Origin of the sequence: Rhizobium brockwellii (genome assembly GCF_000769405.2) — a bacterium.
GTDB lineage: Bacteria > Pseudomonadota > Alphaproteobacteria > Rhizobiales > Rhizobiaceae > Rhizobium > Rhizobium brockwellii.
This window is the reverse complement of the sequence record NZ_CP053440.1, coordinates 350,018-374,604: the sequence shown is the minus strand read 5'-3', so window position 1 is coordinate 374,604 and position 24,587 is coordinate 350,018. Positions and strand designations below refer to the sequence as shown.

At 58.3% G+C, this 24,587-nt stretch carries 27 protein-coding genes and 2 pseudogenes; 12 read left to right on the top strand and 17 right to left on the bottom strand.

Annotated elements, in window-relative coordinates; genetic code table 11:
* Window position 1: 1 nt before the first annotated feature.
* The 3 genes from RLCC275e_RS25315 to RLCC275e_RS25305 form a co-directional block, all read right to left on the bottom strand.
* Entirely contained in the window at window positions 2–499 is a 498-nt protein-coding gene (locus RLCC275e_RS25315; RefSeq protein WP_033184480.1) for a chemotaxis protein CheW, read from the bottom strand.
* Window positions 499–2,424, bottom strand: coding sequence for a HAMP domain-containing methyl-accepting chemotaxis protein (locus tag RLCC275e_RS25310; protein WP_033184481.1), 1,926 nt, complete (start codon window positions 2,422–2,424; stop codon window positions 499–501). The genes RLCC275e_RS25315 and RLCC275e_RS25310 overlap by 1 nt, the downstream gene beginning before the upstream one ends.
* A gap of 346 nt (window positions 2,425–2,770) precedes the next feature.
* Entirely contained in the window at window positions 2,771–2,971 is a 201-nt protein-coding gene (locus tag RLCC275e_RS25305) for a hypothetical protein (protein ID WP_050516886.1), read from the bottom strand.
* Window positions 2,972–3,663: 692 nt separating this feature from the next.
* Here RLCC275e_RS25305 and RLCC275e_RS25300 point away from each other — a divergent pair.
* From RLCC275e_RS25300 to RLCC275e_RS25280, 5 genes and pseudogenes are all read left to right on the top strand, one after another.
* Window positions 3,664–5,346 (top strand): globin-coupled sensor protein, encoded by a 1,683-nt coding sequence (locus tag RLCC275e_RS25300; protein WP_050516887.1) that lies wholly within the window; start codon window positions 3,664–3,666, stop codon window positions 5,344–5,346.
* Entirely contained in the window at window positions 5,346–5,828 is a 483-nt protein-coding gene (locus RLCC275e_RS25295) for a chemotaxis protein CheW (RefSeq protein WP_033184482.1), read from the top strand. Before RLCC275e_RS25300 ends, RLCC275e_RS25295 begins: the two co-directional genes overlap by 1 nt.
* A 37-nt stretch (window positions 5,829–5,865) precedes the next feature.
* Window positions 5,866–6,093 (top strand): hypothetical protein, encoded by a 228-nt coding sequence (locus tag RLCC275e_RS25290; RefSeq protein WP_033184483.1) that lies wholly within the window; start codon window positions 5,866–5,868, stop codon window positions 6,091–6,093.
* A gap of 124 nt (window positions 6,094–6,217) precedes the next feature.
* The gene (locus RLCC275e_RS25285) at window positions 6,218–6,556 is read left to right on the top strand and encodes a hypothetical protein (protein ID WP_130707959.1); all 339 of its coding nucleotides are present in this window, start codon (window positions 6,218–6,220) and stop codon (window positions 6,554–6,556) included.
* 116 nt (window positions 6,557–6,672) lie between these two features.
* Window positions 6,673–7,007 (top strand): annotated as a pseudogene (locus tag RLCC275e_RS25280) (transposase); the annotation flags it as partial.
* A 15-nt stretch (window positions 7,008–7,022) separates the two neighbouring features.
* Here RLCC275e_RS25280 and RLCC275e_RS25275 read toward each other — a convergent pair.
* The 9 genes from RLCC275e_RS25275 to RLCC275e_RS25235 are packed head-to-tail and all read right to left on the bottom strand — an operon-like array spanning window position 7,023 to window position 15,719.
* Window positions 7,023–7,955 carry a 2-hydroxyacid dehydrogenase gene (locus tag RLCC275e_RS25275; protein WP_130707960.1) on the bottom strand — a complete coding sequence of 311 codons (933 nt, stop codon included), beginning with the start codon at window positions 7,953–7,955 and terminating at the stop codon, window positions 7,023–7,025.
* A 6-nt stretch (window positions 7,956–7,961) separates the two neighbouring features.
* Window positions 7,962–9,281: an NAD(P)/FAD-dependent oxidoreductase gene (locus RLCC275e_RS25270; RefSeq protein ID WP_033183470.1), complete on the bottom strand. Its 1,320-nt coding sequence runs from the start codon at window positions 9,279–9,281 to the stop codon at window positions 7,962–7,964.
* 40 nt (window positions 9,282–9,321) lie between these two features.
* Window positions 9,322–9,675, bottom strand: coding sequence for a cupin domain-containing protein (locus RLCC275e_RS25265; RefSeq protein ID WP_033182991.1), 354 nt, complete (start codon window positions 9,673–9,675; stop codon window positions 9,322–9,324).
* A gap of 23 nt (window positions 9,676–9,698) precedes the next feature.
* Window positions 9,699–10,379 (bottom strand): ABC transporter permease, encoded by a 681-nt coding sequence (locus RLCC275e_RS25260; RefSeq protein WP_033182992.1) that lies wholly within the window; start codon window positions 10,377–10,379, stop codon window positions 9,699–9,701.
* A gap of 2 nt (window positions 10,380–10,381) precedes the next feature.
* Entirely contained in the window at window positions 10,382–11,095 is a 714-nt protein-coding gene (locus RLCC275e_RS25255; RefSeq protein ID WP_033183471.1) for an ABC transporter permease subunit, read from the bottom strand.
* Between the two features lie 59 nt (window positions 11,096–11,154).
* A complete protein-coding gene (locus tag RLCC275e_RS25250) occupies window positions 11,155–11,973 on the bottom strand; it encodes a transporter substrate-binding domain-containing protein (RefSeq protein ID WP_033182993.1) in 819 nt (272 codons plus the stop codon).
* Window positions 11,974–12,011: 38 nt separating this feature from the next.
* Complete coding sequence (locus RLCC275e_RS25245) at window positions 12,012–12,788, bottom strand: amino acid ABC transporter ATP-binding protein (protein WP_033183472.1); 777 nt, start codon at window positions 12,786–12,788, stop codon at window positions 12,012–12,014.
* A 32-nt stretch (window positions 12,789–12,820) separates the two neighbouring features.
* The gene (locus tag RLCC275e_RS25240; protein WP_033183473.1) at window positions 12,821–14,221 is read right to left on the bottom strand and encodes an aspartate aminotransferase family protein; all 1,401 of its coding nucleotides are present in this window, start codon (window positions 14,219–14,221) and stop codon (window positions 12,821–12,823) included.
* A 10-nt stretch (window positions 14,222–14,231) separates the two neighbouring features.
* A complete protein-coding gene (locus RLCC275e_RS25235) occupies window positions 14,232–15,719 on the bottom strand; it encodes an NAD-dependent succinate-semialdehyde dehydrogenase (RefSeq protein ID WP_033182994.1) in 1,488 nt (495 codons plus the stop codon).
* A 134-nt stretch (window positions 15,720–15,853) separates the two neighbouring features.
* On the opposite strand from RLCC275e_RS25235, the gene RLCC275e_RS25230 reads away from it, so the two are divergent.
* On the top strand, window positions 15,854–16,330 hold the full coding sequence (locus RLCC275e_RS25230) for an Lrp/AsnC family transcriptional regulator (RefSeq protein ID WP_033183474.1): 477 nt from the start codon (window positions 15,854–15,856) through the stop codon (window positions 16,328–16,330).
* Window positions 16,331–16,484: 154 nt separating this feature from the next.
* Here the strand turns inward: RLCC275e_RS25230 and RLCC275e_RS25225 are convergent, their stop codons facing one another.
* Window positions 16,485–16,883 (bottom strand): PHP domain-containing protein, encoded by a 399-nt coding sequence (locus tag RLCC275e_RS25225; RefSeq protein ID WP_050516840.1) that lies wholly within the window; start codon window positions 16,881–16,883, stop codon window positions 16,485–16,487.
* Between RLCC275e_RS25225 and RLCC275e_RS25220 the strand changes: the two genes are divergently transcribed.
* The 4 genes from RLCC275e_RS25220 to RLCC275e_RS25205 all read left to right on the top strand — a co-directional run bounded on the left by RLCC275e_RS25220 (window position 16,882) and on the right by RLCC275e_RS25205 (window position 20,102).
* Window positions 16,882–17,247 carry a hypothetical protein gene (locus RLCC275e_RS25220; RefSeq protein ID WP_033182995.1) on the top strand — a complete coding sequence of 122 codons (366 nt, stop codon included), beginning with the start codon at window positions 16,882–16,884 and terminating at the stop codon, window positions 17,245–17,247. The genes RLCC275e_RS25225 and RLCC275e_RS25220 overlap by 2 nt on opposite strands.
* A 380-nt stretch (window positions 17,248–17,627) precedes the next feature.
* Window positions 17,628–18,989, top strand: a complete 1,362-nt coding sequence (locus RLCC275e_RS25215) for a TadE/TadG family type IV pilus assembly protein (protein ID WP_033182996.1) — start codon at window positions 17,628–17,630, stop codon at window positions 18,987–18,989.
* Complete coding sequence (locus tag RLCC275e_RS25210) at window positions 18,986–19,516, top strand: TadE/TadG family type IV pilus assembly protein (RefSeq protein WP_018245413.1); 531 nt, start codon at window positions 18,986–18,988, stop codon at window positions 19,514–19,516. The genes RLCC275e_RS25215 and RLCC275e_RS25210 overlap by 4 nt, the downstream gene beginning before the upstream one ends.
* A gap of 1 nt (window position 19,517) precedes the next feature.
* Window positions 19,518–20,102, top strand: coding sequence for a TadE/TadG family type IV pilus assembly protein (locus RLCC275e_RS25205; protein WP_033182997.1), 585 nt, complete (start codon window positions 19,518–19,520; stop codon window positions 20,100–20,102).
* A 36-nt stretch (window positions 20,103–20,138) separates the two neighbouring features.
* Here the strand turns inward: RLCC275e_RS25205 and RLCC275e_RS25200 are convergent, their stop codons facing one another.
* Both RLCC275e_RS25200 and RLCC275e_RS34335 read right to left on the bottom strand, forming a co-directional pair.
* Window positions 20,139–20,996, bottom strand: a complete 858-nt coding sequence (locus RLCC275e_RS25200) for a hypothetical protein (protein WP_033182998.1) — start codon at window positions 20,994–20,996, stop codon at window positions 20,139–20,141.
* A gap of 89 nt (window positions 20,997–21,085) precedes the next feature.
* A pseudogene (locus tag RLCC275e_RS34335) lies at window positions 21,086–21,245 on the bottom strand (SDR family NAD(P)-dependent oxidoreductase); the annotation flags it as partial.
* 39 nt (window positions 21,246–21,284) lie between these two features.
* On the opposite strand from RLCC275e_RS34335, the gene RLCC275e_RS25195 reads away from it, so the two are divergent.
* On the top strand, window positions 21,285–22,067 hold the full coding sequence (locus RLCC275e_RS25195; protein WP_033183000.1) for a pyrroline-5-carboxylate reductase: 783 nt from the start codon (window positions 21,285–21,287) through the stop codon (window positions 22,065–22,067).
* On the opposite strand, the gene RLCC275e_RS25190 is transcribed toward RLCC275e_RS25195, so the two are convergent.
* Window positions 22,064–22,612, bottom strand: a complete 549-nt coding sequence (locus RLCC275e_RS25190) for a cupin domain-containing protein (protein ID WP_033183001.1) — start codon at window positions 22,610–22,612, stop codon at window positions 22,064–22,066. The genes RLCC275e_RS25195 and RLCC275e_RS25190 overlap by 4 nt on opposite strands.
* 143 nt (window positions 22,613–22,755) lie before the next feature.
* Between RLCC275e_RS25190 and aptA the strand changes: the two genes are divergently transcribed.
* The gene (aptA, locus tag RLCC275e_RS25185) at window positions 22,756–24,090 is read left to right on the top strand and encodes an omega-aminotransferase AptA (protein WP_033183002.1); all 1,335 of its coding nucleotides are present in this window, start codon (window positions 22,756–22,758) and stop codon (window positions 24,088–24,090) included.
* A 41-nt stretch (window positions 24,091–24,131) separates the two neighbouring features.
* On the opposite strand, the gene RLCC275e_RS25180 is transcribed toward aptA, so the two are convergent.
* Window positions 24,132–24,539 carry an Lrp/AsnC family transcriptional regulator gene (locus RLCC275e_RS25180; RefSeq protein WP_245457186.1) on the bottom strand — a complete coding sequence of 136 codons (408 nt, stop codon included), beginning with the start codon at window positions 24,537–24,539 and terminating at the stop codon, window positions 24,132–24,134.
* Window positions 24,540–24,587 lie beyond the last annotated feature (48 nt).

The window sequence follows — 24,587 nt, the reverse complement described above, 5'->3', positions numbered from 1 at the left end:
CTTATGCTGCGGCCATCTTGGTCGCCACCATGTCTTGCGTCTCTGTTGCTTCGAACATGCGTTCCAGGTTGAGAAAGCAGATCATCCCGTCTGGTTGCGCGATAATGCCATCGGCGTAATGTCTGCCGCCTGAAACGCTGATATCGGGAACCGGTTGAAGGAGGCTGGCGGAGATTGTCAGAATGTCCGAGACCCTGTCGACGACCAGACCCATGGCCATGCCATAAACCTCGGCCACGACGATGGCGCTGCGTTCGTTGGGCTCGGTGCTTCTCATGCCGAGCTTGTTGGCAAGATCGACGATCGGGATGACCGTCCCGCGCAGGTTCATGACGCCGATAACATCGGCGGGTGCATGAGGGATCGGCGTCGCCGGACCCCATCCGCGAATTTCGCGGATGGTTGTCGTGCGGACACAGAATTCCTGGTCGTGCAGCCGAAAGGCGATGATCTCAAGTGTTTCGCCGTTGTTCCCGGGCGAGTTGACAATAACGTTCATCAAAACTCCTCCCAGCTTTCCTTGACAGCTGCATTTCCAGAAAAGGCTTGGGCCACCTGTCCTGCCATGCGTCTCGCCGGTGATGCGACGGGACGGTGATTTTTACCGGCGGCCATGGCCGATGCCGGCTGGCGGAGCGCGCCGCCGAGCTGGAACTGGCCGATGAGTTCGCGGAGGCGGCTGGCTTCGCCGGCAAGCGCGGCGCTTGCCGCATTGCTTTCCTCGACCATGGCGGCGTTTTGCTGGGTGACCTGATCCATCTGATTGACGGCCGTGTTGACCTCGGCAAGACCAACCGACTGTTCGCGCGCCGACGTGGCAATCGCATCCATGTGGTGATTGACCGTAACAATATAGCCTTCGATCGTCTTCAGGGCCTCGCCGGTTTCGCTGACCAGCTTGACGCCGCTTTGCACTTCGACCGAGGAGTTGCGGATCAATTCCTTGATTTCCTTGGCGGCCTGGGCGGAACGCTGGGCGAGCTCGCGCACCTCCTGGGCAACGACGGCAAAGCCCTTGCCCGCATCGCCGGCGCGCGCCGCTTCGACACCGGCGTTGAGCGCCAGAAGGTTGGTCTGGAAGGCGATCTCGTCGATGACGCCGATAATGTTGGAGACCTGGTTGGACGACTGCTCGATCTTCTGCATGGCATCGACCGCGTCGGCGACCACTTTGCCAGACTGGGCGGCACTGGTGTTGGCCTGCGCGGCAACGCTTCGTGCTTCGTCGGCACGTTTCGACGAGTTCGACACGTTCGCCGTAATCTGGTCGAGGGCTGCTGCCGTTTCTTCCAGCGAGGCCGCCTGCTGCTCCGTGCGCTTGGACAGGTCTTCGGCGGACTGGCTAATCTCGCGGGTGCCGCTGTCGATCTGCGTCGTTGCCTGAGCGACCGCGCGCAGCGTTTCGCCCAACTGCCCCACCGCACCGTTCAGATCGTGACGCAGGGCTTCAAAGTCCGGTGCAAATGCATCATTCAGCTGAAAACCAAGATCGCCGGCCGCCAGGCGGCGTAGTCCGGTCGCCAGACCCGATGTCGCTTCCAGAAGGCGCTTCTGCGCAGCCGCTTCTGCCTCTGCGGTCAAGCGGATGCGGTCGGATTCAGCCTGGACCCGGGCCGCTTCAGCTTCCTGTTCTAGCCGCTTGTTGGTGATGGCTGCCTGACGGAAGACCTCGACGGCACCCGCCATTTCGCCGATTTCGTCGGCGCGGCCCGCAAAGGGGATGGCCTTGTCCGAGTCGCCGCCCGCAAGATCGGTCATGGACGCTGTTATTCTGCCGATCGGTCGTGAAATGCCCATCAGGGCAAAGTAGATTGCGCCCAAGGTAATTCCGAAGATAAGCGTAATGGCGACGTATGTCACCTCTACGGTATAGGAGAAATTGGCCATGCTTTCGACATTTGCCTTGGCTGCGTTATCCGTGTTGACGGCAACGAGTTTGTCGATTTGGTCGGCCATGGCGTCGGCAATCGGGGACATTTCGTCATTCATGACAACCTTGGCATCGTCGTCCTGAGACGCTGCAGAAAATTTGACATACTTCTCGCCACTTTTCCCCAGAAGCGCAAGATTTTCGCGCAGGCCTCTGATCAGTTCTCGATCGCCATCATCAAGACCGAGAGCTTCGTAATTTTTAAATTCGTTGTTGATGCGCGCGGTCTCGCGATCGATTGCCGTCTGCGCCTCATCTTGCGTCTTTTGGTCCGATGCCGCGAGATGCTCGAGATAGGCCACACGCAGATCGGAAAGCGCCGTGTCGATTTCCTTCGCTGTCATTGCGCTGGGCATTAAGTTTCCGGCGAGCTCGGTCACATTCCCGTTTATTGCGGCCAGTGACTGCAGAGAAAAATATGAGAAAGCTGCAATTGCGACCGCGATCACACTAAGAATGCCGATCAGGGCAGTTTTGATTTTAGGACGGGACATAAGGCGGTAACTCCGAACAGTCATGCGCCCTTCAGGGCCATGGGGATTTGCCGAGGAGCAGAATCATTCTGTCGAAGGCTTCAACGAGCGGAATACACTCCGCCCCTGGATCAGGATGAGCAGTACATTTCCCTCATCCAAGGGTAATACATACGCTGGTGGTGGTACAATTTGTCCTGGTTTGTTTATTTTGAATTAACTCAGTTTGAGCGACGCGAGTAGAAATCCGAAAAATTGCGTGTTGTGGATCTTTGTGCGTATTTTGGCTGTGTGCCGAGAGCTGGCTCGGGAACTTTGAACAGCCGGGATAAGTGGAATTTCTGCCTGACTTTGGCTTAGAGTCCGTTCAAGAAAGCGGATATCGAGCGAGCCTTCTTGTCATTAGCTTGATGATAGCGGTCTGGATGAAGGCGAGGCTTGTGCCTGAGAAGCGCTCGAAATCCTTTGCCATTCCGCAGTTTATGCCGAGCCACTCCAGCGTCGGCTCGACGATCCATCGCCTCGGCAGCACCTGAAAGCCGACCTGATTGCGTTTGACGATTTCCATCGGTCGCGGACTGGCCTCTTCGACTGTCGGGCCCTGATACCCGCCATCGCCTGCATAGCGACCTCACAGTAGACGACGTTCGAGCTTGACGTCACAGTTCAGGCGACTTGCCACCGCAAGCACATCCTCAGTCCACCGGGCCATCGGGGCACTTCAACTGGACGATAGCGGAATTGACTTCCTGAAGGCCGATCGTCTGTTCACGTGCTGCAAATCCCGGCGTGAAGTTTAAGTCAATTTGCGTAGGATCGTCCGATAGGCGCACCATTCCTGTTTGCATTTTTTAGGCGCAGGAACTTGTTAACCAGTGCCGCAGCTTTGTCATTTTATCAAAGCGCTATCGCCCTTCCGCATCCAGTCAACCCGTCCCGAAATGGCGCTTTTTGATCAGACAGCCGCGCAATACACCTGTAGCGGCTCCGGCGAAATGATTTCGCTGGACTAGCAAAATGATTGGTTCCCAAAAAATAACGCGTCTTGCGTCCCCTGTGCGACCGCGGATCAAGCGTATCGCGTTCCTGCGCCGCACCCAGCCACATTCGCTGTGCAATATTTGAAGGTATTCTAGATGACGCGTCCAAGCGTAAAAACCTCCCTGGTCGGCATCGTCGCCGGCCTGTCTCTGATCGCGGCCAGCTTGCCCTGGCTCTCCTCAGCTTTGTTTCCGAAATCCTTGTCTCACAGAGGTAGCAATGTCGAACCACTCCCATGCCCATGCTGGTAACTACGCTCACCCCACCCACGGCGCGTCTCCCAGCTCAAGCGGAGCGCATTCCAAGAATCAGAACATCGAGCGGCGTTTGGACTTTATGGGGCTCGACGCGCAAGGCAGAGCCAGCATCCGCTCGCTGAAAGCACTGGTCGAGCGCGAACTGCCGCATGGTCTCGACAAATTCTATGCCCAGCTTAGCAAGAGCCCGCAGGTCAAACGGTTCTTTTCCTCCGACGAGCACATCGCACGAGCCAAGGGGACACAGCAGGGCCATTGGGTTAATATTTCCGACGGTAACTTCGATGAGGACTACGTCAGCAAGGTTCGCACGATCGGTTCGGTGCACGCCCGCATCGGCCTGGAGCCGCAATGGTACATCGGCGGCTACGCGATCATTCTCGATCACCTGATTAACAGCGTCGTCGAAGAGATTTTTCCCAAAGGCGGGATATTCTCGAAGAAGACGATGAAGCCGGCAGAGTTCGGAAAGGCGCTGGCCAGCCTGGTCAAGGCTGCGATGCTCGATATGGATCTTGCCATCTCCGTCTATATCGACGAGGCCGAGGTTGCCAAACAGAAGGCGCAGGCAGAAGCGATCGCAGCCGAGCAGAAGCTGGTGTGTGACTGTTTCGGCAAGGCGATGTCGGCCATTGTCGACAAGGATGTCAGCTATCGTATCAATGACGACCTGCCGGAGGCGTATCACCGGCTGCGCGACGATTTCAACAACGCGCTAGAGCAGTTGTCCGCAACCATTCAGCAGATCGATGCTGGGGCCTCGCAGATCCACGCCGGCGCCGAGGAAATTCGTGTCGCGGCCGAAGATCTGTCCAAGCGCACCGAACAACAGGCCGCGTCGATCGAAGAGACGGCGTCAGCGCTTGAGGAGATCACCACCACCGTCAAGGATTCGAGCAGACGCGCCGAAGAGGCAGGCCAGTTGGTCGCCAAGGCCAAGGTGGGCGCGGAAAAATCCGGACAAATCGTCCAGCAGGCGGTGGCGGCCATGAGCGCCATCGACACCTCATCACGCGAGATCTCGAACATCATCGGTGTAATCGACGAGATCGCCTTCCAGACCAACCTCTTGGCGCTGAACGCCGGCGTTGAAGCCGCGCGCGCCGGCGACGCTGGCAAGGGCTTCGCTGTCGTCGCTCAGGAGGTCCGCGAGCTTGCCCAGCGTTCCGCCAAGGCGGCAAAGGAAATCAAGGAATTGATCAACAATTCCGGAGAGCAGGTCAAAAGCGGCGTTGCCCTTGTCGGAGATACCGGTAACGCGCTGACGATCATTGTCGATGAGGTCAAGGAGATCGACCGGCATATAAATGCCATTGTCGAGGCCGCCCGCGAACAATCGATAGCGCTTCAGGAGATCAACACGTCCGTCAGCACCATGGACCAAGGTACCCAGCAGAATGCCGCCATGGTGGAGCAATCCACCGCCGCCAGCCATGCACTCGTCCGCGAGGTCAGCCGAATCGCCCAGATGCTGAGCGAATTCGATATCAGCAAGGCATCGCCTTCCCGCGCGCCGCAGCGGCAGACAACCGGGCCATCGCGGCCACAAGGTTCCCCCGCCCACGAACTCCGCGGTAAGCTCGCCAAAGCCTACGCAACGAGCGGCAATGCCGCTGTGGCTGAGAGTTCATGGGAGGAGTTTTGATGTCCAACCCCGTCCGTCTGCGCGCGGGAACCGGTAACGAAACCTTCGAAATCATCGCCCTCCGGTTCCGTGATCAGGAATTTTGCGTCAGAACGACCACCATCCGCGAGATTCGCGGATGGGCTCCCTCGACTGCGGTGCCGCATTCACCGCCGGACGTCATCGGTGTCATTAATTTCAGGGGTTTGGTGATCCCGATCATTGATCTGGCTTACAAACTTGGCATGAGAAGCACGGAGGCCACCGAGCGCAGCGCTATCGTCATGGCTGAGGTTTATGGCATGGTGCTCGGCCTAGTCGTCGACGGCGTTTCGGATATTCTGACGGTCAGCACCGCTCAGGTTCAACCCGTGCCGGAAATCACCGCCTCCTTCGACCGCAGCGTCACGGAAGGCCTCATCACGCACGACAGCGGCATGATCTGCTTCCTCAGCCTCTGCCGCCTTTTCCAACCAAGAGACATCGAGACCGTCGCAGCCTGACGGCTTGGCCGGACATTTTCAAACCGAAGGAGTTTCAATGAGCAATGTTATCGCATTCCCCATCACCCACCCTGGCGACGTCGTGAAGCCGGGCGAGATCGATCTACTTGCACAGGAGCGAATGGAGGCTGCCCGCGAGCAGATTCAGGCCGTCTCCAATTCGCTGATCGCCATCCTGGACCGACTGGCGAAGGTGACGACGAACTCCGCTGGTCTGTTGGAGACGGCAAACAGCAACATACCGGACGAAGAAAGCTGGGGGTAAGCTCTCATCTCTTCATATCGGGAGGTTCGCTGAGCGATGGGCCGCCACCCTCCGGTACGCGCCATGACGCTCGCATTTTAAATAGGTTCACATGCTGCATCTCATACGTCACCACCGCGCTCGGATGGAAGCGATAGCACTGGCGATTTTCGGCGTGGTCTTGTCGCATCTCGCCCTGGTATACGAACTGCATGAGAAGCTCGACCACCTCGCACATGAAGGTGGCGGGTACGGCGTCGATCAGTTATTTATCGCGATCATCATCGTCGGCATCCTCGGCTTTGTGTTTGGTGTTTTGCGCTTCGGGAGTTGCAGTGAAAACCTCAAACCGCTGCACCATCTCATCCGTCTTGGTGCTAGGCGTAAACCCTGTAATCGTCATATGTCGAAGCCCTGTTCGGGCATAACATCAACAATCGAACGCCGATCCGGAAGGTGGGACGAAAACAGCGCTTACGGATGAATTCGTTCGCCTCAGGCTAAAGCTGGCCTAACCGCCCGCACCGGGAGATCCACTCGGCGGAAACGTCGAACTCGCTCCAGATTTCTGCAGACACATCTCGTGGCCGTTGCGGGGGGACGGCGATGTCCTTCCGCCATACCATTGATGATCCGTCCCGTTTCCGAAGCGCCGCATCAGTTGGGGCGCCCATCTGGTCCCAACGCCGCGGCGCAAGCAGTCGGGCGAGACGGATGCCACAGGCCATATCTCTGGATGGGGCGATCGCCTACAGCGAACCTATCTCTTCGAGGCGGCCAGTGTGGTGCTGCATCGAACAAGGCGTTGGCGCTGAAGGCTTGGGGCCTGCGACTGGCCAAGCGCAATGGCGTGAAGAAGGCACAGGTCGCCGTCGCCCGCAAACTGGCGGTCATCCTGGCACTGCAACTGGGTCGATGGCACTTCGCTCCAGTGAATCCTTCGATACCATTCATTGACGATGGAGACCCGCTTTGTCGACAAGCCCGACCGGGTTCCGGCCGACATGCAACAGCCTCAGGTTTTCGATTGTGGTCATTGCCGCTGACGCGGGCTGAGTAATCGCCGCGATGTGTGGCGTGATGACCACCTTCGGGTGGGCCCAAAGGGGATGATCTGAATTAAGGGGCTCGGGATCGACAACGTCAAGGAACGCACCTGAGAGATGTCCGCTGTCGAGAGCCGACATCAATGCATCGCAGTCGAGCTGACGGCCCCTGCCCGCATGTACAAGGCTCGCGCCTAAGGGCAGAAGCGCAAACAGCTCCTTGTTGAGAATCCCGGTCGTCTCCGGCGTCAGCGGCAGCAGGCAGACGAGGATGTCGGTATTGGCCACCATTTCGCGGAGGCCATCCTCGCCACTGAAGCATGCAACGCCATCGATAGATCGCTGGGAACGGCTCCATCCGGAAAGCTTGAACCCAAATCCTTGCAGCTTGGAGAGCGCCGCCTCGCCAAGAACACCCATGCCCAGCACAGACACTCGGCGATCTGCGGACTGAGGCTGCGGGATCACTTCATGCCAGACATGGCGGCGCTGTTGATCGATGTAGACATGCAGATTGCGATGAAGGCACAGAACGGCCATCATCACATACTCCACCACCATGCGTGTGATGCTTTCATCGACCATCCGGATTAGTTTGACCTTTGATGGCAGGCTGGCATTGGCAAATTGGTCGACGCCAGCACCGATACAGAAGACTGCGTCGAGGTTGGGGTAGCGTTCGAGATCCTCTGGCGGCTTCCAGGTCATGATGTAGCGAACATTGTCAGGAGCTACTGAAGCCGCTTCCATGGAGAACCGGACGTCAGATAGATGCTCGGCGAATGCCTTTGCGAAGACAGCGCCGCGCTCGGCGTCACAGAGGAACAGGAAGACCATCTCGTCTCACCGCTGCCTTAGATGCTTGAGCGTCTTCTTATCGTGACGCTCGTACATCGAGTAGACAATTGGAATGAACCAAGGGCGCCCATTGTAAAACGGGATTGCTTTGGGCGCTGGGTCGAAATCGAAGGCGCAACGTGCCTGCTCCTTGTCACCGAGAACTTTAAATGCGGCCTTCTTTCCTAACCAGCGTGCCCATACGACGCCTGAGCCGCAGTACCCCGTGGCATAGACCGTATTGCGTGTTGCGAATATTCGAGGGACCATGTCGCGGTGCATCGCGACATAGCCAAACCAAGTATGGGTCAGCCCTACTCCGGCCAACTCGGGAAAAAGGCGCGCAAGTTCTGCTTGGAGGTGCTCCGTGGGAGCACTCGGATCGCCTTCGGTCGTGCCGTCCCGACCGCCGAAGAGAATGCGGGAGCCATCCGGCGAAGGGCGGTAATAGTAACTCAGCTTGCGCATATCCCCGTGCATCATGCGCGCCGGCATCAGTCGATCCATGACGTCTTTGTCGAGCGGCTCGGTAGCGATGATGCGGCTGCGCACCGGCACCAGACGACGACGGAGCCATGGGTCGAAACCATCGGTGTAACCGTCCGTGCAGACCAGAAGCTTCTTAGCAAGGATTTCGCCACGCTCGGTTTTGATCCGCACGCCGTTAACTTCGTCGGTTGAACCCAGCACCGCGGTGTTTTCATGAATCACGGCATCCGACGAGGCGGCAATCCTGATCATCCCAGCAAGTAGCTTTGCCGGCTGCAGTCCGCCGATGTCTTTTCTAACCAGTCCTCCGCAGTATAGGTCAGTGCCGATATATTTGCGAACATCAGCATTCTCCACCGAAAAGGCCTCGATCTCGAGCATCCGATGAAGGAGCTCCGCATGGCGACGCAGGTCTTCCGCCTCCTCTGAAGTCATCGCTCCGTCGAAGAGACCGGAGAGGAAGAAGTCGCAGTCGATTTTCTCCTCTTCCATGAAGCGCCATAGATCCTCGCGAGCCGCCTTGCCTTCAAGAAAAATGCCGTTGGCACGCGCCTCTCCGAACCGTTTGATCAGTTCCTTTCGGCTCAGCCTGATACTGCCGCTGGCCATACCGCCATTACGGCTCGAAGCTGCCTTACCAAGAGGCTGCCGGTCAAAGAGCTGCACGTGCCGGCCGGCCCGCGCAAGCTCGATTGCAGCAGAAAGACCTGTGTACCCGCCCCCCACAATCGCCACATCGCAGGCCAGACTGACTGGCCGGACTGGCAAAGAGGGGAAATCGCAGTCATCCCACCAATAAGGTGTCGATTGAACCAATTTCTGGCTGGCTTGTGGCATGAGAGGTACCATATTGACGTTGCGGGGGGTACAGCTTGGATCAGCTGCGTTCGACCCAGATCTTGCGAGTGGTTTCGATGACCTTCCAGACCCCTTCGAAACCGGGATGCATGACGAAAGAATCGCCGGCGCCAATGCGGCGCGTCTCGCCACCTTCTTCGCTCAGCTCGGATACGCCGGACAGGATGTAGCAGAATTCGAATACCTTGCCCTTGATCGAACGATAAGCGCCTGGCGTTGCCTCCCAAAGGCCGCATGAGACCTGACCGTCCTCGGTCTTTGCAATGTCCCAAGAGAGAAAGCGCGGGTCGCCCTCGAGAAGCCGTTCCGGCAGTGGCTGACCTTTACGAGGCTCCGGAAGGTTGTTCTGGTCGATAAATGTGAGCTTGGACATGATAGGCCTTTCTAAAATCGAGTTTATCGGTTGAACGACAGGCGCCGCTCAAGGAGTTTCAGGGACGTCAGTGCGACGACGTTTATGGCGAGGTAAAAAGCGGCAGTGATGATGAAGATCTCCATGATGGCGAAGGTCTCGCTCATCAGCCGCTTGGCATAACCGGTGATTTCAAGGACGGTGATGGTTGATGCGAGGCTCGACTCCTTGACGATGATGGCAACTTCACTGCTGTAGGACGGAAGTGCCTGGCGCAGTGCCAGTGGGAACTTGATCCGTGCAAACACGTACCAGGGTGACATGCCGCAAGCCTCTGCTGCTTCAATGAGGCCTTTTGGCAATGACAGAAACGCAGTGCGAAATATCTCAGCCGTGTAGGCGCCAGTGTTGAGGATCACAGCCAATATCGCGGCGTTCAATCCGTTACCGATCATCCACCAGATCACCGGGTTGTGTCTTATGAAACTCACTTGTGCCAGGCCGTAGTAAATAATGAAAATCTGGACTAGCATCGGAGTGCCACGAAAAACCGCGCAGTACACGTCGCAGACGCGGCGCAGGACCTTGCTTTTCGCTCCGCGCCCGAGGCCAACTAGAACGCCGAAAGGCAACCCCAGCCCAACGCCGAAAACTGCAATCAGTAGCGTTGTCTTCATCCCAATGAGCAGGAACGGCACCGCATAGCTGATGATGCTGAAATCCATAATCAGCGCCCCCTGAAACCGCGGTTGAGTGAACGCTCGACTTTAGAAAAAAGCGACTGACTAAGAGCAGTCATGCAAAAGAACATCACCGCGGCTATGCAGTAAAACAGCAAGGGAGAACGGGTAATCCCTGCAGCAATCGCCGCTGTCCGCATCAACTCCTGCAGCCCGACAACGGAAATAAGCGACGTATCCTTGATCGTCATTTGCCAGACATTGTTTATGCCACCGAGCGCCAGTCTCAGGGCGAGCGGCAGGACAATCTTGAAAAACATAACCTTGCGTGGCAACGCCAGCGATTCTGACGCCTCAAGGACACCGCGGGGCACAGCCTCGAGCGCGCCTCTGATGACTTCGATCGAATAAGCGCAGGAAATGGCAGCGATCGCCAATACACCTATTATGAACGGGTAGGCGTTCTCGGCGCCTGCCTGAAAACCAAACACCGTTGCCACTGCGCGGATCCAGTCGATGGAACCGAAAAACAAAAGATAGATTACCAGCAGACCAGGAACACCGCGGATCGCGATGCTGTAGGCGTCGACTAGGTGTGACACACCGACAACTTTTTTCCAGCGAAGCACCGCAAGCGGCGTTGCCACGACGAAACCCGCGGACATGCCAAGCAGGCCGATCGCCATTGTGACAACACCACCCTGCAGCAGAGCCAGCGCCCAGCCGCGCTCCACCATCAGTACCCAGAAATCATTCAGCATGGACACCATCGCACTGACCTGCCCCGAAGAGTGCCGAGGCAGGTCGTCTTGTCGGAGGATCAGTTCTTGCAAGGGATGGTATAATCGTCCTGGAACCATTGCATCGACGATTCCTTGACCTTACCGTCATTAATCATCTTGCACAGTGCTGCGTCGATCTTGGCCTTGAGTTCGGTATTGCCCTTGCGCATGCCGACACCCATGCCTTTGCCAAGAGTGTCGGGATCATCCATCGCCATCACCTTGACGTCGATCTTCGTGAAGTTCGCGCCGTCAGATGTTGAAAGGAAGTCCATCCAAGTCGGCGAGTCGCCGTAGGCTGCGTCGATGCGGCCGCTCGCGAGATCCGCAAGCTGCTGCGTTGTTGCATCGTAGGTCTTCAAATCGGCAGAAGGAATGTTCTTCTGGACAAACTGTGCGTATGTCGTACCGGTGACGACACCGACGCTCTTTCCATCCAAGGCCTTTTCGACTTCGGCAAGGGTCTTCAGCTTAGCCAGAGGAGAGTCCTTTGCCACCACAAAATACTGAGGGGTCGTGGCATAAGGGATGGAGTAATCAATCTTCTTGGCGCGCTCGTCTGTGATGCTGAGACCAGAGATAATGACGTCGAAGCGGTCGCTGTCCATGGAGGGAACGAGCGAGCTGAACGTCTGAACGACGAATTTGCATTTCACCTTGAGCTCGGCGCAAATGCCGTTGGCGATATCGGCGTCGAAACCAGTCACGTTGCCGCTGGGATCGGCCATGCTGAATTTCGGCGCGTCGCCTTCGGTACCGATACGAAGGACACCCTCCTCGGCAAAGGCTGTGCTAGCGGCCGCGGCCAGGAGGAAGCTTGATGCGAATGCGGCTTTGAGAAACTTGCTGCTGATCATTTCTGTTACCCCTTTATGGTTTTTGATTTGGCCCGCCCTCAGGCATTAGCCGGCATGACGCTGGAGAGAAACCGTCTGACCGCTTGCGAAGCGGGATTGCGAAACAATTCCTCTGGCGTATCATCCTGCTCAAGGCGCCCCTTTTGCAGGAATATCATTCGGTTCGACACATCACGAGCGAACCGCATCTCATGCGTGACAAGAAGGATGGTTGCCCCATCCTCAGCCAGTGTTCGTATGACTTTTAGCACTTCGCCGACCAGCTCCGGGTCAAGCGCTGATGTCGGCTCATCAAACAGCATCAGCTTCGGACGCATCGCCAGAACACGAGCGATTGCGACACGCTGTTGCTGTCCACCCGATAGCTGGTGGGGATAGCGATCCCGCAAGTCGACCATGCCGACCTTTGCCAGAGACGCGAGAGCAACCTCCGCAGCCTCCTTCTTTGGAAGCTTCAGCACGTAGATCAGCGCTTCCGTCACATTGCCAAGCACAGTACGGTGCGGCCAGAGGTTGAAGTTCTGAAACACCATCCCGATTTGTCGGCGAAAGCGTATGATGTTCGCCGCATTGACGACGACGCTTTCGCCACGCTCACCGGAACTTACCGAAATTGCGTTCCCCATCACTTCGATCTGGCCCGAGCTCGGCGTTTCAAGGAAGTTGACGCAGCGAAGCGCCGTGCTCTTGCCGCAACCGGAAGAGCCAATCAGGGAGATGACCTCTCCTTGACGCATGCGGAAGCTCACCCCTTCCAGCACCTTTGCGGTGCCAAACGACTTGACGAGATCGTGGACCTTCAGGACTTCCCTCATCCGCGCGGGCTCTCCAGTGGGGCGACCATCCATCAGCTTTTCACAGCATCCTGGCTATCGAGTTCCTTCAAGACCTCATCGACGGCAGCCTTGGCAATCGAAACCATCTCATCGATTTCCGCCTCCGTCATGATAAGCGGGGGTGCGAAACCAAGAATGTCACCATGTGGCATCGCACGCGCGATCAGATTGCGGTTGCGAGCAGCCTGGGAAATTCGCGCACCGACCTTGAGTGCCGGATCGAATGCGGCCTTTTTTCCGCGATCGGCGACAAACTCGACGGCCGCAAGCATGCCAACGCCACGCACCTCACCGACGATCGGATTCTGTTCGAAGGCTGCTTTCAGTCGCATCATCAGGTAAGCACCTTTCTTTGCCGATTGCCCTGCAAGATCTTCGCGCTCGACGATATCAAGCACGGCGTTTGCCGCTGCAGCACCAATCGGATGACCGGAGTATGTGTAGCCGTGAGAGAACGAACCAACGCGTGGCGTTGCTTCTTCCATGACGTCGTAAATCTTCTGCGACACGATGGATGCGGACAGGGGGACATATGCGGAGGTCAAGCCTTTGGCGACCGTCACCAGATCCGGTTCCATGCCGTAAAGGTGGGAACCAAACATGGCGCCAGTGCGCCCGAAACCACAAATTACTTCATCGGCGATAAGCAACACATCATATTTCTGCAGCACAGCCTGGATCTTTGGCCAGTATCCGGCAGGCGGCGGCGTGATGCCTCCCGTTCCGAGAACAGGCTCGGCGATAAACGCTCCGACCGTGTCCGGACCTTCCGCGATAATGAGTGCTTCGAGCTCGTCGGCGCGACGCTGCGAGAAGGCCTCTTCGGTTTCACCCGGATGAGCACCACGGTAGAAGTGAGGAACACCGGTTCGCAAGATGCCGGAAACCGGCAGGTCCATGTGCTCATGGTAGAAACTCAGGCCGGTCATTGAACCTGCGACGACTGAGCAGCCATGGTAGCCACGCTCGCGCGAAATGATCTTTTTCTTCAGTGGCTTGCCACGCAAATTATTGTAGTACCAGACGATTTTCGCTTGGGTCTCATTCGCATCCGACCCTGACAAGCCATAAAACACCTTGGACATGTTGCCGGGTGCCATTTTGACCAGCCGGTCAGACAACCGTGCAAGCTCTTCGGTGGTGTGAGCAGCATAGGAATGGTAGTAGGCCAGCTTATAGGCTTGCCGGGCAATAGCTTCGGCTACTTCCGTGCGGCCATAGCCAATGTTCACGCAATATAGTCCGGCGAAACCGTCGATGTACTCGCGCCCAGTGGCATCCTGGATGCGCACGCCTTTACCCGTCTCCATGATAGTGGGATCGGCATCCCCCGTTGCGTAGTCTTTCAGATAAGTGAAGGGATGAAGAACTGTCCTGCGGTCCATTTCAGCGATCTCAGCGATATTAGTCATCTTCATTTCCTCACGCGGCTAGGCCGCCAAAACAGACGTATTTCAGTTCCATGAATTCCCGCAGACCGTGCCGCGAGCCTTCCCTACCTAGCCCCGATTGTTTCCAGCCACCGAAGGGAACGGGTGCGCCGGTAAAGGATGCTGTATTGACGCCAATCATGCCGTATTCGAGAGCGTCGGAGAGGCGCATCGCGCGCTTCAGATCGCGGGTGTAGAGGTAAGCAGCCAAACCCATTTCGCTAGCATTCGCCGCCGCCCGGACATCCTCCTCGTTGTCGAACCGCAAAATCGGTGCAACTGGACCGAAGGTCTCCTCGGAAGCAATGAGCATGTCATCGCGAACACCAACCAGAAGCGTGGGGTAGACGAAGTTGCCGGTCTGGGAGCTCGGAACTTCGCCCGCAATGACCTTCGCCCCTTTCTCTATGGCATCAATGACATGCGATCGGCACTTTTCGACGACCGCTGCCTTGGTCATTGGGCCAATGTCAACCCCAGGCTCGAAGCCGGGTCCGACCTGCAGGCGCCCGATACGCACCCGCAGACGTTCGACAAAGGCATCATGGATACCATCCTGCACGTAGATCCTATTCGCAGCCAAGCAATCCTGACCCGAGGTCGTGAATTTCGCGGCGAGACAACCCTCAACCGCCTCATCCAAATCCGCATCGTCAAAGACGATGAACGGTGCATGGCCGCCAAGCTCCATCGAGACTCTCTTGACCGTCTGCGCCGCTTTGCCCAACAGAAGACGGCCAACTTCAGTCGAGCCTGTGAAACTGAAAGCGCGAACCCGCTCATCGGCGAGAAGTCCTTCGGTCAGAAGCACAGCATCGCCGGTGACGACCTGAAACACGCCTGCGGGAAAGTCTGCGCGATGAGCGAGCTCGGCGAGCGCGAGTGCGGAAAGCGGTGTCTCGACAGCTGGCTTAACGATGACCGGGCATCCGGCAGCCAAAGCCGCCGCCGCCTTGCGGGCAATCATCGCACTTGGGAAATTCCATGGGGTCACTGCAGCGCTGACGCCGACCGGTTGCATAGAGACGAAGAGGCGGCTCGACGGCTTATGAGCAGGGATCGCCTCGCCATAGGCACGCTCTCCTTCGGCAGCAAACCACTCGATGAAGCCAACGCCATAAAGGATCTCCGCTTCCGACTCGCTAACTGGTTTGCCTTGTTCGGCAGTCAGGATAATTGCCAGGTCTTGGGCATGATCGCGAATAAGGCCAGCCCATTTGAGGAGGACCTTGCCGCGCTCGCGCGCCAAAAGCTCGCGCCAGCCTGTGAAGGCTTGTTCGGCAGCTTGTATCGCCTGGTCAAGCATCTCCGTATCGCAGTCCGCTACCTGTGCGAGCTCCTCATCAGTCGCTGGGTCCTGCACGGCTGTGGAGGTCTGCGAGCCTGCCCAGGCACCCGCAATATACGACCTGTCGCGGAGCAAAGCAGTATCGCTCAATTGCGTCAATGCATGGCGTGCTGTCGGTATTGTGTTCAACATTTCGCCTCTCGTTTTGATCCCTCTGGCGAGAAGCTTATGTGCAGTGCAGCGCGCTTATTCAGCAAGCTTGCTTGCCATGACGAAGAAACCCTGCTTTATTTTGCATGAATACGATGAAAATCTGTGAAAATCTGATGCAGCTCGATCGACTTGATGCGCGACTTCTCAGTATTCTCCAATCCCATAACCGTCACAGCACGGAAGAACTGGGCGCACTGGTAGGACTTTCCGCGACGGCCGTTCAGCGCCGCGTGAAACGATTGCGAGAAGAAGGTATTATCGAGGCGGACGTTTCGATCGTCAAACCAAAGACAATCGGACGCCCCATCGCGATGCTGGTGCTGGTGTCGTTGGAACGCGAGCGTGCCGATATCGTCGACCGCTTCAAGCAGTCGATCCGCCAGACACCCGAGGTCATGAACGGGTACTACGTCACCGGGGATTCAGACTTCGTGTTGATTGTCACGGCTCGTAGCATGGAAGACTATGAGGGTTTTACACGTAAATTCTTCTACGAGAATCCCGACATCAAGGGGTTCAAGACGATGGTGGTGATGGATCGTGTCAAGGTCGGTTTCTCGGTGCCGATCGACTTCGACGACTTCTCGTAAGGAATTTGAGTGTCTCCGCCATAACCATCACGCGATTTCGGGAGGACGTCTTTGCTCGTGGGTGAGATGATGAAGGGAATGTCGGCGGCACTGGCCGGCTCGACCGTCAGGGACTGTGCAGTGGCGCTCTGGCGCATGTCTTTCTCGATCATGATCAGCCCCGGCGCGGCCCGAGCGTGTCGAGTGCCGCTTCGCGCCATCCATCCGCGCGCGTGAGGTAGGCGACCGTTTCATAGCCCGCCGCCGCTATCGCGGCCAGCGACTGGTCTAGTCCGACACCCACCGTCTGCGCCCCGTGGCTATCATCCCCCAAGGTCACACGAATGCCCATGGCCCTTGCCCGCTCCAGGATCTGCGGCAGTGGGTAGACCGGCCCGTATCCCTTGCGGAATGTTGCGCAGTTGACGTCGAGAACACCGCCAGAGGTCCCGATTGCCTCGAGCGTTGTCTCGATCGCGCGTAGCGCGCGCGGAGGGAAACTGAATCCGACCGGCTCATATTTGCGCACCAGATCGAGATGCGCAACGATATCGGGCCGGAGCGATTCGACCATGTTCGTCACTGCATCGAAAATAGGCGATCTGCAAGGCTTCCGGTCCGCCGAGATCCGCTGTCAGCGCGGCTGTGTCCGCCGGAGAGAAATCGACCCAGCGGCCACAGATGTCGTGGACGCTGCCAACGATATAGTCGAACGGATAGGCATCCCGCACCGTCATCATGGCCTGAAGCCATCCCTCGGGCGGAAGCGTTTCCGTTTCGAATCCGACGAACAGCTCGATCTCCCCGGCACGGGCATCGCGCAGGTCGAGGGCACGTGCCACATAGGCTTCGAAAGCAGCTGCAAGACCGGCTATGCCAAGCTTTTCCTCGCCGGGATAAAGATCCTGCGCGCGGTAGCGGGGGGCAATGTTCGCTGAGCCCGTAATGCGTGAAACCGCGTTCGATGGCGGTATCGACGACGACCGCACCGCCGTTGGCGAGGTATGCCCGTGCTTTCGCCATATGGCGCTGATCTCAGTACTTGGGTAGCTCAGGCTGTCGAATGAAAACGCTGGAGAGGTCGCGGATGGCGCCGGGCGGGTCCCGCTTCCGGCTTCCCTCACGCGTTCGGACCCCCGCAGCATGAGTAAGATGATAGGTCATTCCACGGCTATCCATATTTCGCAAACATATACAATTTGCGCAGGAAACACTGCGCCAGCAGCCCACTTACTCTCAAAAAATGCAGGAATTAACAAAGGCTTAAGCACTTCGGATATTTCTTGCATATTAGTATGACTTATTTGACGGTGGTATTTTGCGCTCGGGTCTTTCACATTCACTTGCTCGGGTCTTCAAAGCCCTTTGCGGTCTCGGCAGGGACAGGGGCGGCAATGTCGCGATCGTCGTTGCCCTCACCCTGGTGCCGATGATCGTCGCAGTCGGCGCGAGCTTTGACTATATTCGCACTTACAATGTCCGGCAGAGAATGCAGAGCGACCTCGACACGGCCCTGATCGCCGCAGTCAAAGAGATCGATACCGACGACACCGACGCCCTCAAGGAAAAAGTTTCCGACTGGTTCCACGCGCAGGTGGAAAACAGCTATACGCTTGGCGACATCGACATCGATACATCAAACCATAAGATCACGGCGACGGCGAGCGGCACCGTTCCGACGACACTGATGAAGATCGCCAACATCGACACCGTTGACGTCAGCGTGGCAAGCGCCGTCAAGGGGCCGGCCACCTCCTATCTCAATGTCTATATCGTCATCGACACATCCCCATCGATGCTTCTGGCGGCAACAACCGCCGGCCAGTCGACCATGTATTCCGGCATCGGCTGCCAGTTCGCCTGCCACACGGGCGATGCGCACAAAATCGGCAACAAGACATACAACAACAATTACGAATACAGCACGGCCAAGAACATAAAGCTGCGCGCCGATGTCGCCGGTGATGCCGTCAAGGACGTGCTTGCCCTGATTGACACCTCAGACAGCAATCATCAACGCATCAAGGTCGGATTATATAGCCTCGGCGATACCCTCACGGAAGTTCTGGCCCCGACGCTCAGCACCGACACGGCGCGCAACCGCCTCGCGGACGCAAGCTACGGCCTCACCAGCGCGACCTCGAAGGCAGCCACCTATTTTGACGTGTCGCTTGCAACGCTCAAGCAGAAAGTCGGCACCGGCGGGGACGGAACGTCCTCGGGTTCGCCGCTCAAGCTGGTTCTGCTGTTGACGGACGGCGTCCAGTCGCAGCGCGAATGGGTGACCGACAAGGTGACGTGGAAGAACGGGCAGGCGACGTCCGGGGCATATTGGAACAAAGTGGCGCCTCTCAATCCAGCCTGGTGCGACTACCTCAAAAACCAGTCCGCCACCATGGCGGTTCTCTATACCGAATACCTGCCGCTGACGTCGGATTGGGGCTACAACGCAACCGTCGGTTCGACCATGGCAAGCGCCAACTGGAAAGGCACCTATGGTGGCACCATGCAAAGTGGCGTGTCGACCAGCATCACGAGACGGGATTACATCCCCTATGCGCTTTCCGACTGCGCATCTTCCAAGAGCCTATTCATATCGGCGGCGTCGTCGACCGAAATCACCGCGGGCCTGTCGGCGCTTTTCACCCAATACCTCGCATCCGTCCGGCTGACCCAATGAGGCGAGGGAAACGCTTCGCATCGTTGCGCCGTCTGCTTGGCGATCGCAAAGGGGTCGCTGCGATCGAATTTGCGATCCTGGCTCTGCCGCTCTTCATCATGATATTTGGCATTATCGAAGTGTCGCTGATGTTCTTCGTCAACTCGGCGCTGGACGCATCCGTGCACAAGATCTCCCGAATGATCCGCACCGGCGAGGTTGCGTCCTCCAAGATTACGCTGGCCGATTTCAAGGCCAGAATCTGCAACGACATGCTTCTGTCGTTCAGCTGTTCCAGCGGTCTGCTGGTCAAGGTGATCGTGCTTTCCGACCTCTCGTCCGCCGCCAGCACCGACCCCATCGACGACAGCGGCAATCTCACGGTCACCGAGACCTATGATATCGGCAAGGGCAGCGATTACATCCTGGTTCAGACGTTCCTGCCATGGACAGCCGTCGTCAATTTCTTCAGCCTGTCGAGCGCCAAGCTTTCCGACGGCCGCTACCTGCTCGGATCTTCCGTTCTGTTCCGCAACGAGCCTTTCTGACATGATCATAAAACGGAGCCTGTCCTTTTTCCGCGTTGCCCGATCCCGTGCCCGTCATTTCATGCGCGACCGGTCGGCGGCTTCGGGCGTAGAATTCGCGCTGGTGCTGCCGATCCTGGTGATGCTCCTGTTCGGCACCGTCGATCTCGGCCATGCGCTCACGGTCAGCCGAAAGATAGACGAGATCGCCTCTTCCACCGGCGACATGATTTCACAGCAGGGCTCCTGGACGAAGTCCGACGTCGCCAAGCTTCTCTCCGGCGCCAGCTTCATCCTGCAGCCCTATGACACGACGGGGCTGACGATCACGCTGGCGGTGGACGATATCGCCAAGAGCGGCAGCGCGACGGTCAACTGGTCTGCAGCACTCAACACCTCCGCACTTAACTCCGGCGCGGCGAGCACAATCGAGGTCCCTTCGGAGATCCAGAATGACGGCGTGCAGGTCGTGCTGACCCGGGTGCAGTACACATTGACGACGCCTGTCTCGGCGTTCTTTTCAAACTTCACCGGGCAGAATGGCTACAGCTTCGATCGCCATTACTTCAATCGCCCGAGGGTCGGCGACAAGATCACTTACAATTGAGGAGGAAATCGAAGCCCCGGGGACGACAGCCCAGACTCACTTTGGCAGCCTGACGATGCCGTATGGGTTGAACTTGAACTCATCCACTGCGTAAGTCGAATCGAAGGAGAGGCCTGCGCGGCGACCCTTGAGCGTCGGCTCGAGGCCCTGCTGCGCAATCTCGTCGGCAACCGCGTCCATGATGGCGACGATCTGCCTTTCGCTGCCGGCCGTCTCAGGCACATAGACCTCCGGCAATCCGACGAGATGGAAACCGACGCTCTCCAGATATCCCGGAACCGATAGCGGCCGTTTCGCAAAGGCCAGTCGGCCGATCCGCTGCTCAGACAGCGGGTCGGCGGCCTCTGTTGCCTCGGCGCCTTGCCGGATCAGCTCTCTCCACCGGTCGAGGCCGTGGGCAATGCCGGCACTTTCGCCCTTTACCGCAACCGCTCCCGCATCAATCAACCGCTCGACGAGGCGCAGCGCCAGCATCGAAACCTTCACCGTCTCAGCCTGCGCCATACTCGGCCCGAGGATATAAAGGACTGACTGATGATCGGCGACGGCATCTTCGTCTGCCGGGCTCCACGCATTGGCTTCGACCCGATCCCAGCACACGGCGAATGACTGGCTCATCCGGTCATCAGGCTCGGACTGAGAGTAGTCCTCGTCGATGCTGAAGCCCTTGGCGAAGTCACGGATCGCCTGCGACGCCGCATCTGACAAGCGGCTGAGGTCACGCTCCTTGCCGAGAAAACATACGACATGCCGGGGCGTCACCGACGATTCCTCCGCCTCGTTTTGGGTCGTCGTTTCCCCGCCGGAATCCGGGCGGGTTTCCTTGGCCGATGACGGTTTCCCGCCGATCATCGTCCCTATGGCCCCCAAGAGCGCGCGACGCATGAGATTCAAGATCGATGCCTTCCGTTCGGTCGAATGTTCGCAGCCTCCTCGCCTTGTAAACGGGTGAAATCCGAAACGAAAGCAGGATCAAACCATCCGCCGGCGCGCGTAATAACGGCGTCGAGCATCGGCGTATCGATTTCGCCGGGGCAGACGGCATTGACCGCAACTTTGTCAGGTGCATAGTCCCGGGCGAAGTTCTGGTGAAGGGGCAACCGCCGTCTTTGCCGTATTATAGGTGATGTGGTTCGGCGCGGGGACGTCGCGCTGGGGCCCTGCGGGCTGCGGAGTAGTCAAATGAAAATCGACAGTATCGGATTCGTCGGCACCGGCGCGATTACCGAAGCGATGGTTCGAGGGATTCTCACTGAGCCGGCCTATGCCTCCGAGATTCACGTATCTCCTCGAAGCGCTCACATCGCCGCGACTCTGGCAGACGAATTCGCCGCTGTGAGAATTGCCAAGGACAATCAGGACGTCGTCGAGCGCAGCGACATGGTGTTCCTGGCGATACGGCCGCAAGTCGCCGAGGAGGTCGTGCGCGCGCTATCGTTCAGGGATGGGCAAATGGTCGTCAGCCTCGTTGCGGCGACGGAGCGCCAGGCCCTCTCCGAATGGATCGCCGCCGACGTGCATCTCGTGCAGGCGATTCCCCTGCCGTTCGTCGCCGCTCGGCAAGGCGTCACTGCCATCTATCCGCCCGATACCGCCGTCGCAGCGCTGTTCGATGCGCTCGGAACGGCTGTCCAATGCCGGTCGAGGAAGGAATATGATCTTCTCGCAGCAGCGAGCGCAATGATGTCGACCTATTTCGGCATCATGGAACAGGTTGCCGTCTGGCTGGAAAGAAGCGGCCTCGAAAAGGCGAAGGGACAGGCCTACATTGCCCCGCTCTTTGCAAGCCTCGCGCAGAAAGCGAATAGCCCCGGCAACGAACCGTTCAGCGCGCTGAGCCGCGAATTCGCGACCAAGGGCGGACTGAACGAGCAGGTTTTCTCCGACTTCGAGAAGAAGGGCGGCCTTGCCGCGTTGACCGCTGCACTCGACGGTGTACTTGCCCGGATCGAGGGCAAGAACTAGAAAGTCGGCGGCGTGCAGGCGCTGATGACCTCGCAGGGCACCGGTCCGACGCAGCGGAAGCGGTGCGGGCGTCTGCTTTCGAAATAGTAGGCGTCACCCGGCCCAAGGATACGCCGCTCGTCATCGACCGTCACCTCGAGCCTTCCCGAGAGCACGATCCCGCCCTCCTCCCCCTCGTGAACAAGGGGAACCTTTCCGGTGTCGGCGCCCGGCTGGTAGCATTCCTTGAGGATTTGCAGGCTGCGCCCGAACAGGTTTTCCCCAACCTGCCTGTAGGAGATGGCGCCCTTGCCGATCTCCACCAGCTCCTCGGCCGCATAGAAGGCCTTCCTTGGACGCTCGGGCTCGAAGGCGAAGAATTCCGCCAGGCCGATGGGGATGCCATCCAGAATTCGCTTCAAGGCCCCGACCGACGGGTTGGAGGCGTTCGATTCGATCAGCGAGATCGTCGAATTGGGCACTCCAGTGCGCTTGGCGAGCTCACGCTGGGAAAGCTTATGAGCGATGCGGAGATAGCGAAGACGGCTGCCGATATCGACTGACATGATGCGGCTCGTTTGTGTTGTCCAGAATATCAAAAATAATACCCTTTCATTCGTTTAATTTCAATGGCTTACAAATACGAAGAAAAGGACTTGTTTGAAAGAGAGAAATTGCCATTCTCGGCGCCACCCCAAAGGAGGCCAGGATGGACCAGCTCAGCAAAACGAACGCGCCCGTACTCGAAAATTTCTGGATGCCGTTCACCGCGAACCGGCAATTCAAGGCAACGCCGCGCCTTCTGGCAGCCGCCGAGGGCATGTATTACACCGACATCGATGGACATCAGGTGCTTGACGGCACGGCTGGCCTCTGGTGCTGCAATGCCGGCCACGGCCGCAAGAAGATTTCCCAAGCCGTCGAGCGACAACTGGCAACGCTGGACTATGCGCCAACCTTTCAGATGGGGCATCCGATCGCTTTCGACTTCGCCTCGAAGTTGGCTGCGAACGCGCCGGGCGGCCCGCAAGCCAAGCTCGACAGGATATTCTTCACCGGCTCAGGCTCGGAATCGGTCGATACGGCGCTCAAGATTGCGATCGCCTATCAGCGGGCGATCGGCCAGGGCACCCGCACGCGGATCATCGGGCGCGAGAAGGGATATCATGGCGTCGGGTTCGGCGGCATTTCCGTCGGCGGTCTCGTCAACAACCGGCGGGTCTTCCCGCAAATACCGGCCGACCATATGCGCCACACGCTCGACATCGAGCGCAATGCGTTCTCAAAGGGTCTTCCCGCTCACGGCGTGGAACTGGCGGACGATCTCGAGCGCCTGGTGCAACTGCACGGCGCGGAAACCATCGCAGCCGTCATCGTCGAGCCGATGTCGGGATCGGCAGGCGTGGTTCTGCCTGCGAAGGGTTATCTGGAGAAGCTGCGCGCAACCGCCGACAAGCACGGAATCCTGCTGATCTTCGACGAGGTCATCACCGGCTTCGGGCGTCTCGGCACCCCTTTTGCGACCGACTATTTCGGCGTCGTGCCCGACCTCATCACCACGGCAAAGGGCATCACCAACGGCACGATCCCGATGGGCGCGGTCTTTGCCAGCCGCAAGGTCTATGACGGCCTGATGGTCGGACCGGAAAATGCGATCGAACTCTTCCATGGCTACACCTATTCCGGCCATCCGGTCGCCTGCGCCGCCGGGCTCGCTACGCTCGAGATCTACGAGGAGGAAGGCCTGCTGACCCGCGCAGCCGATTTGGCCGAGTACTGGCAGGAGGCCCTCCATTCACTGAAAGGCCTGCCTCATGTCGTCGACATCCGCAATCTCGGACTGGTCGGTGCAGTCGAACTGGCTCCTCGTGACGGCGCGCCGGGAACCCGCGCCTACGAAATCTTCGTCGACTGCTTCAACAAGGGCCTGCTGATCCGGGTGACCGGCGACATTATCGCCCTCTCGCCGCCGCTCATCATCGAGAAAAGCCAGATCGACACGATCGTCTCGACGCTCAGTGATGCGCTGAAGTGCGCCGCATAGGCCCGCTCCCGATGCGGCGGTAAACCAGCCGTCGCATCCTCCTATCCCACAGGCACCCCAAGCCCGACCTTGACCCGATCCATCGCGACGAAGGTCCGGAAGCGTTTGACGTTGTTGTTCCCGAAGAACAGCCTGCGCGTCAGAGCCTCGTAGTCGGCCATTGACGGCACGATGATGACCAGAATGAAATCCGCTTCGCCGGTGACGTAGTAACATTGCTGGATTTCGGCCGCAGCCGCGAACTCAGTCTTTGCCTGCTCGATCTGCTCGGCGGTTTCGCTGATGACCTCCACCTCGACGAAGATCGTGATGGATTGTCCGACCGCCTGCGGCTCGATGATCGAAACATCCGCCCGGATGACCCCCTCCTCCCGCATGCGCTTGATCCGTCGCTGAACTGCCGGCGCGGAAAGGTTCACCGCATCGCCGATCGTTCGCTGCGGGGTCATATTGTCCCGCTGGAGAATTGCGAGGATCTTCCGGTCGAAATCGTCGAG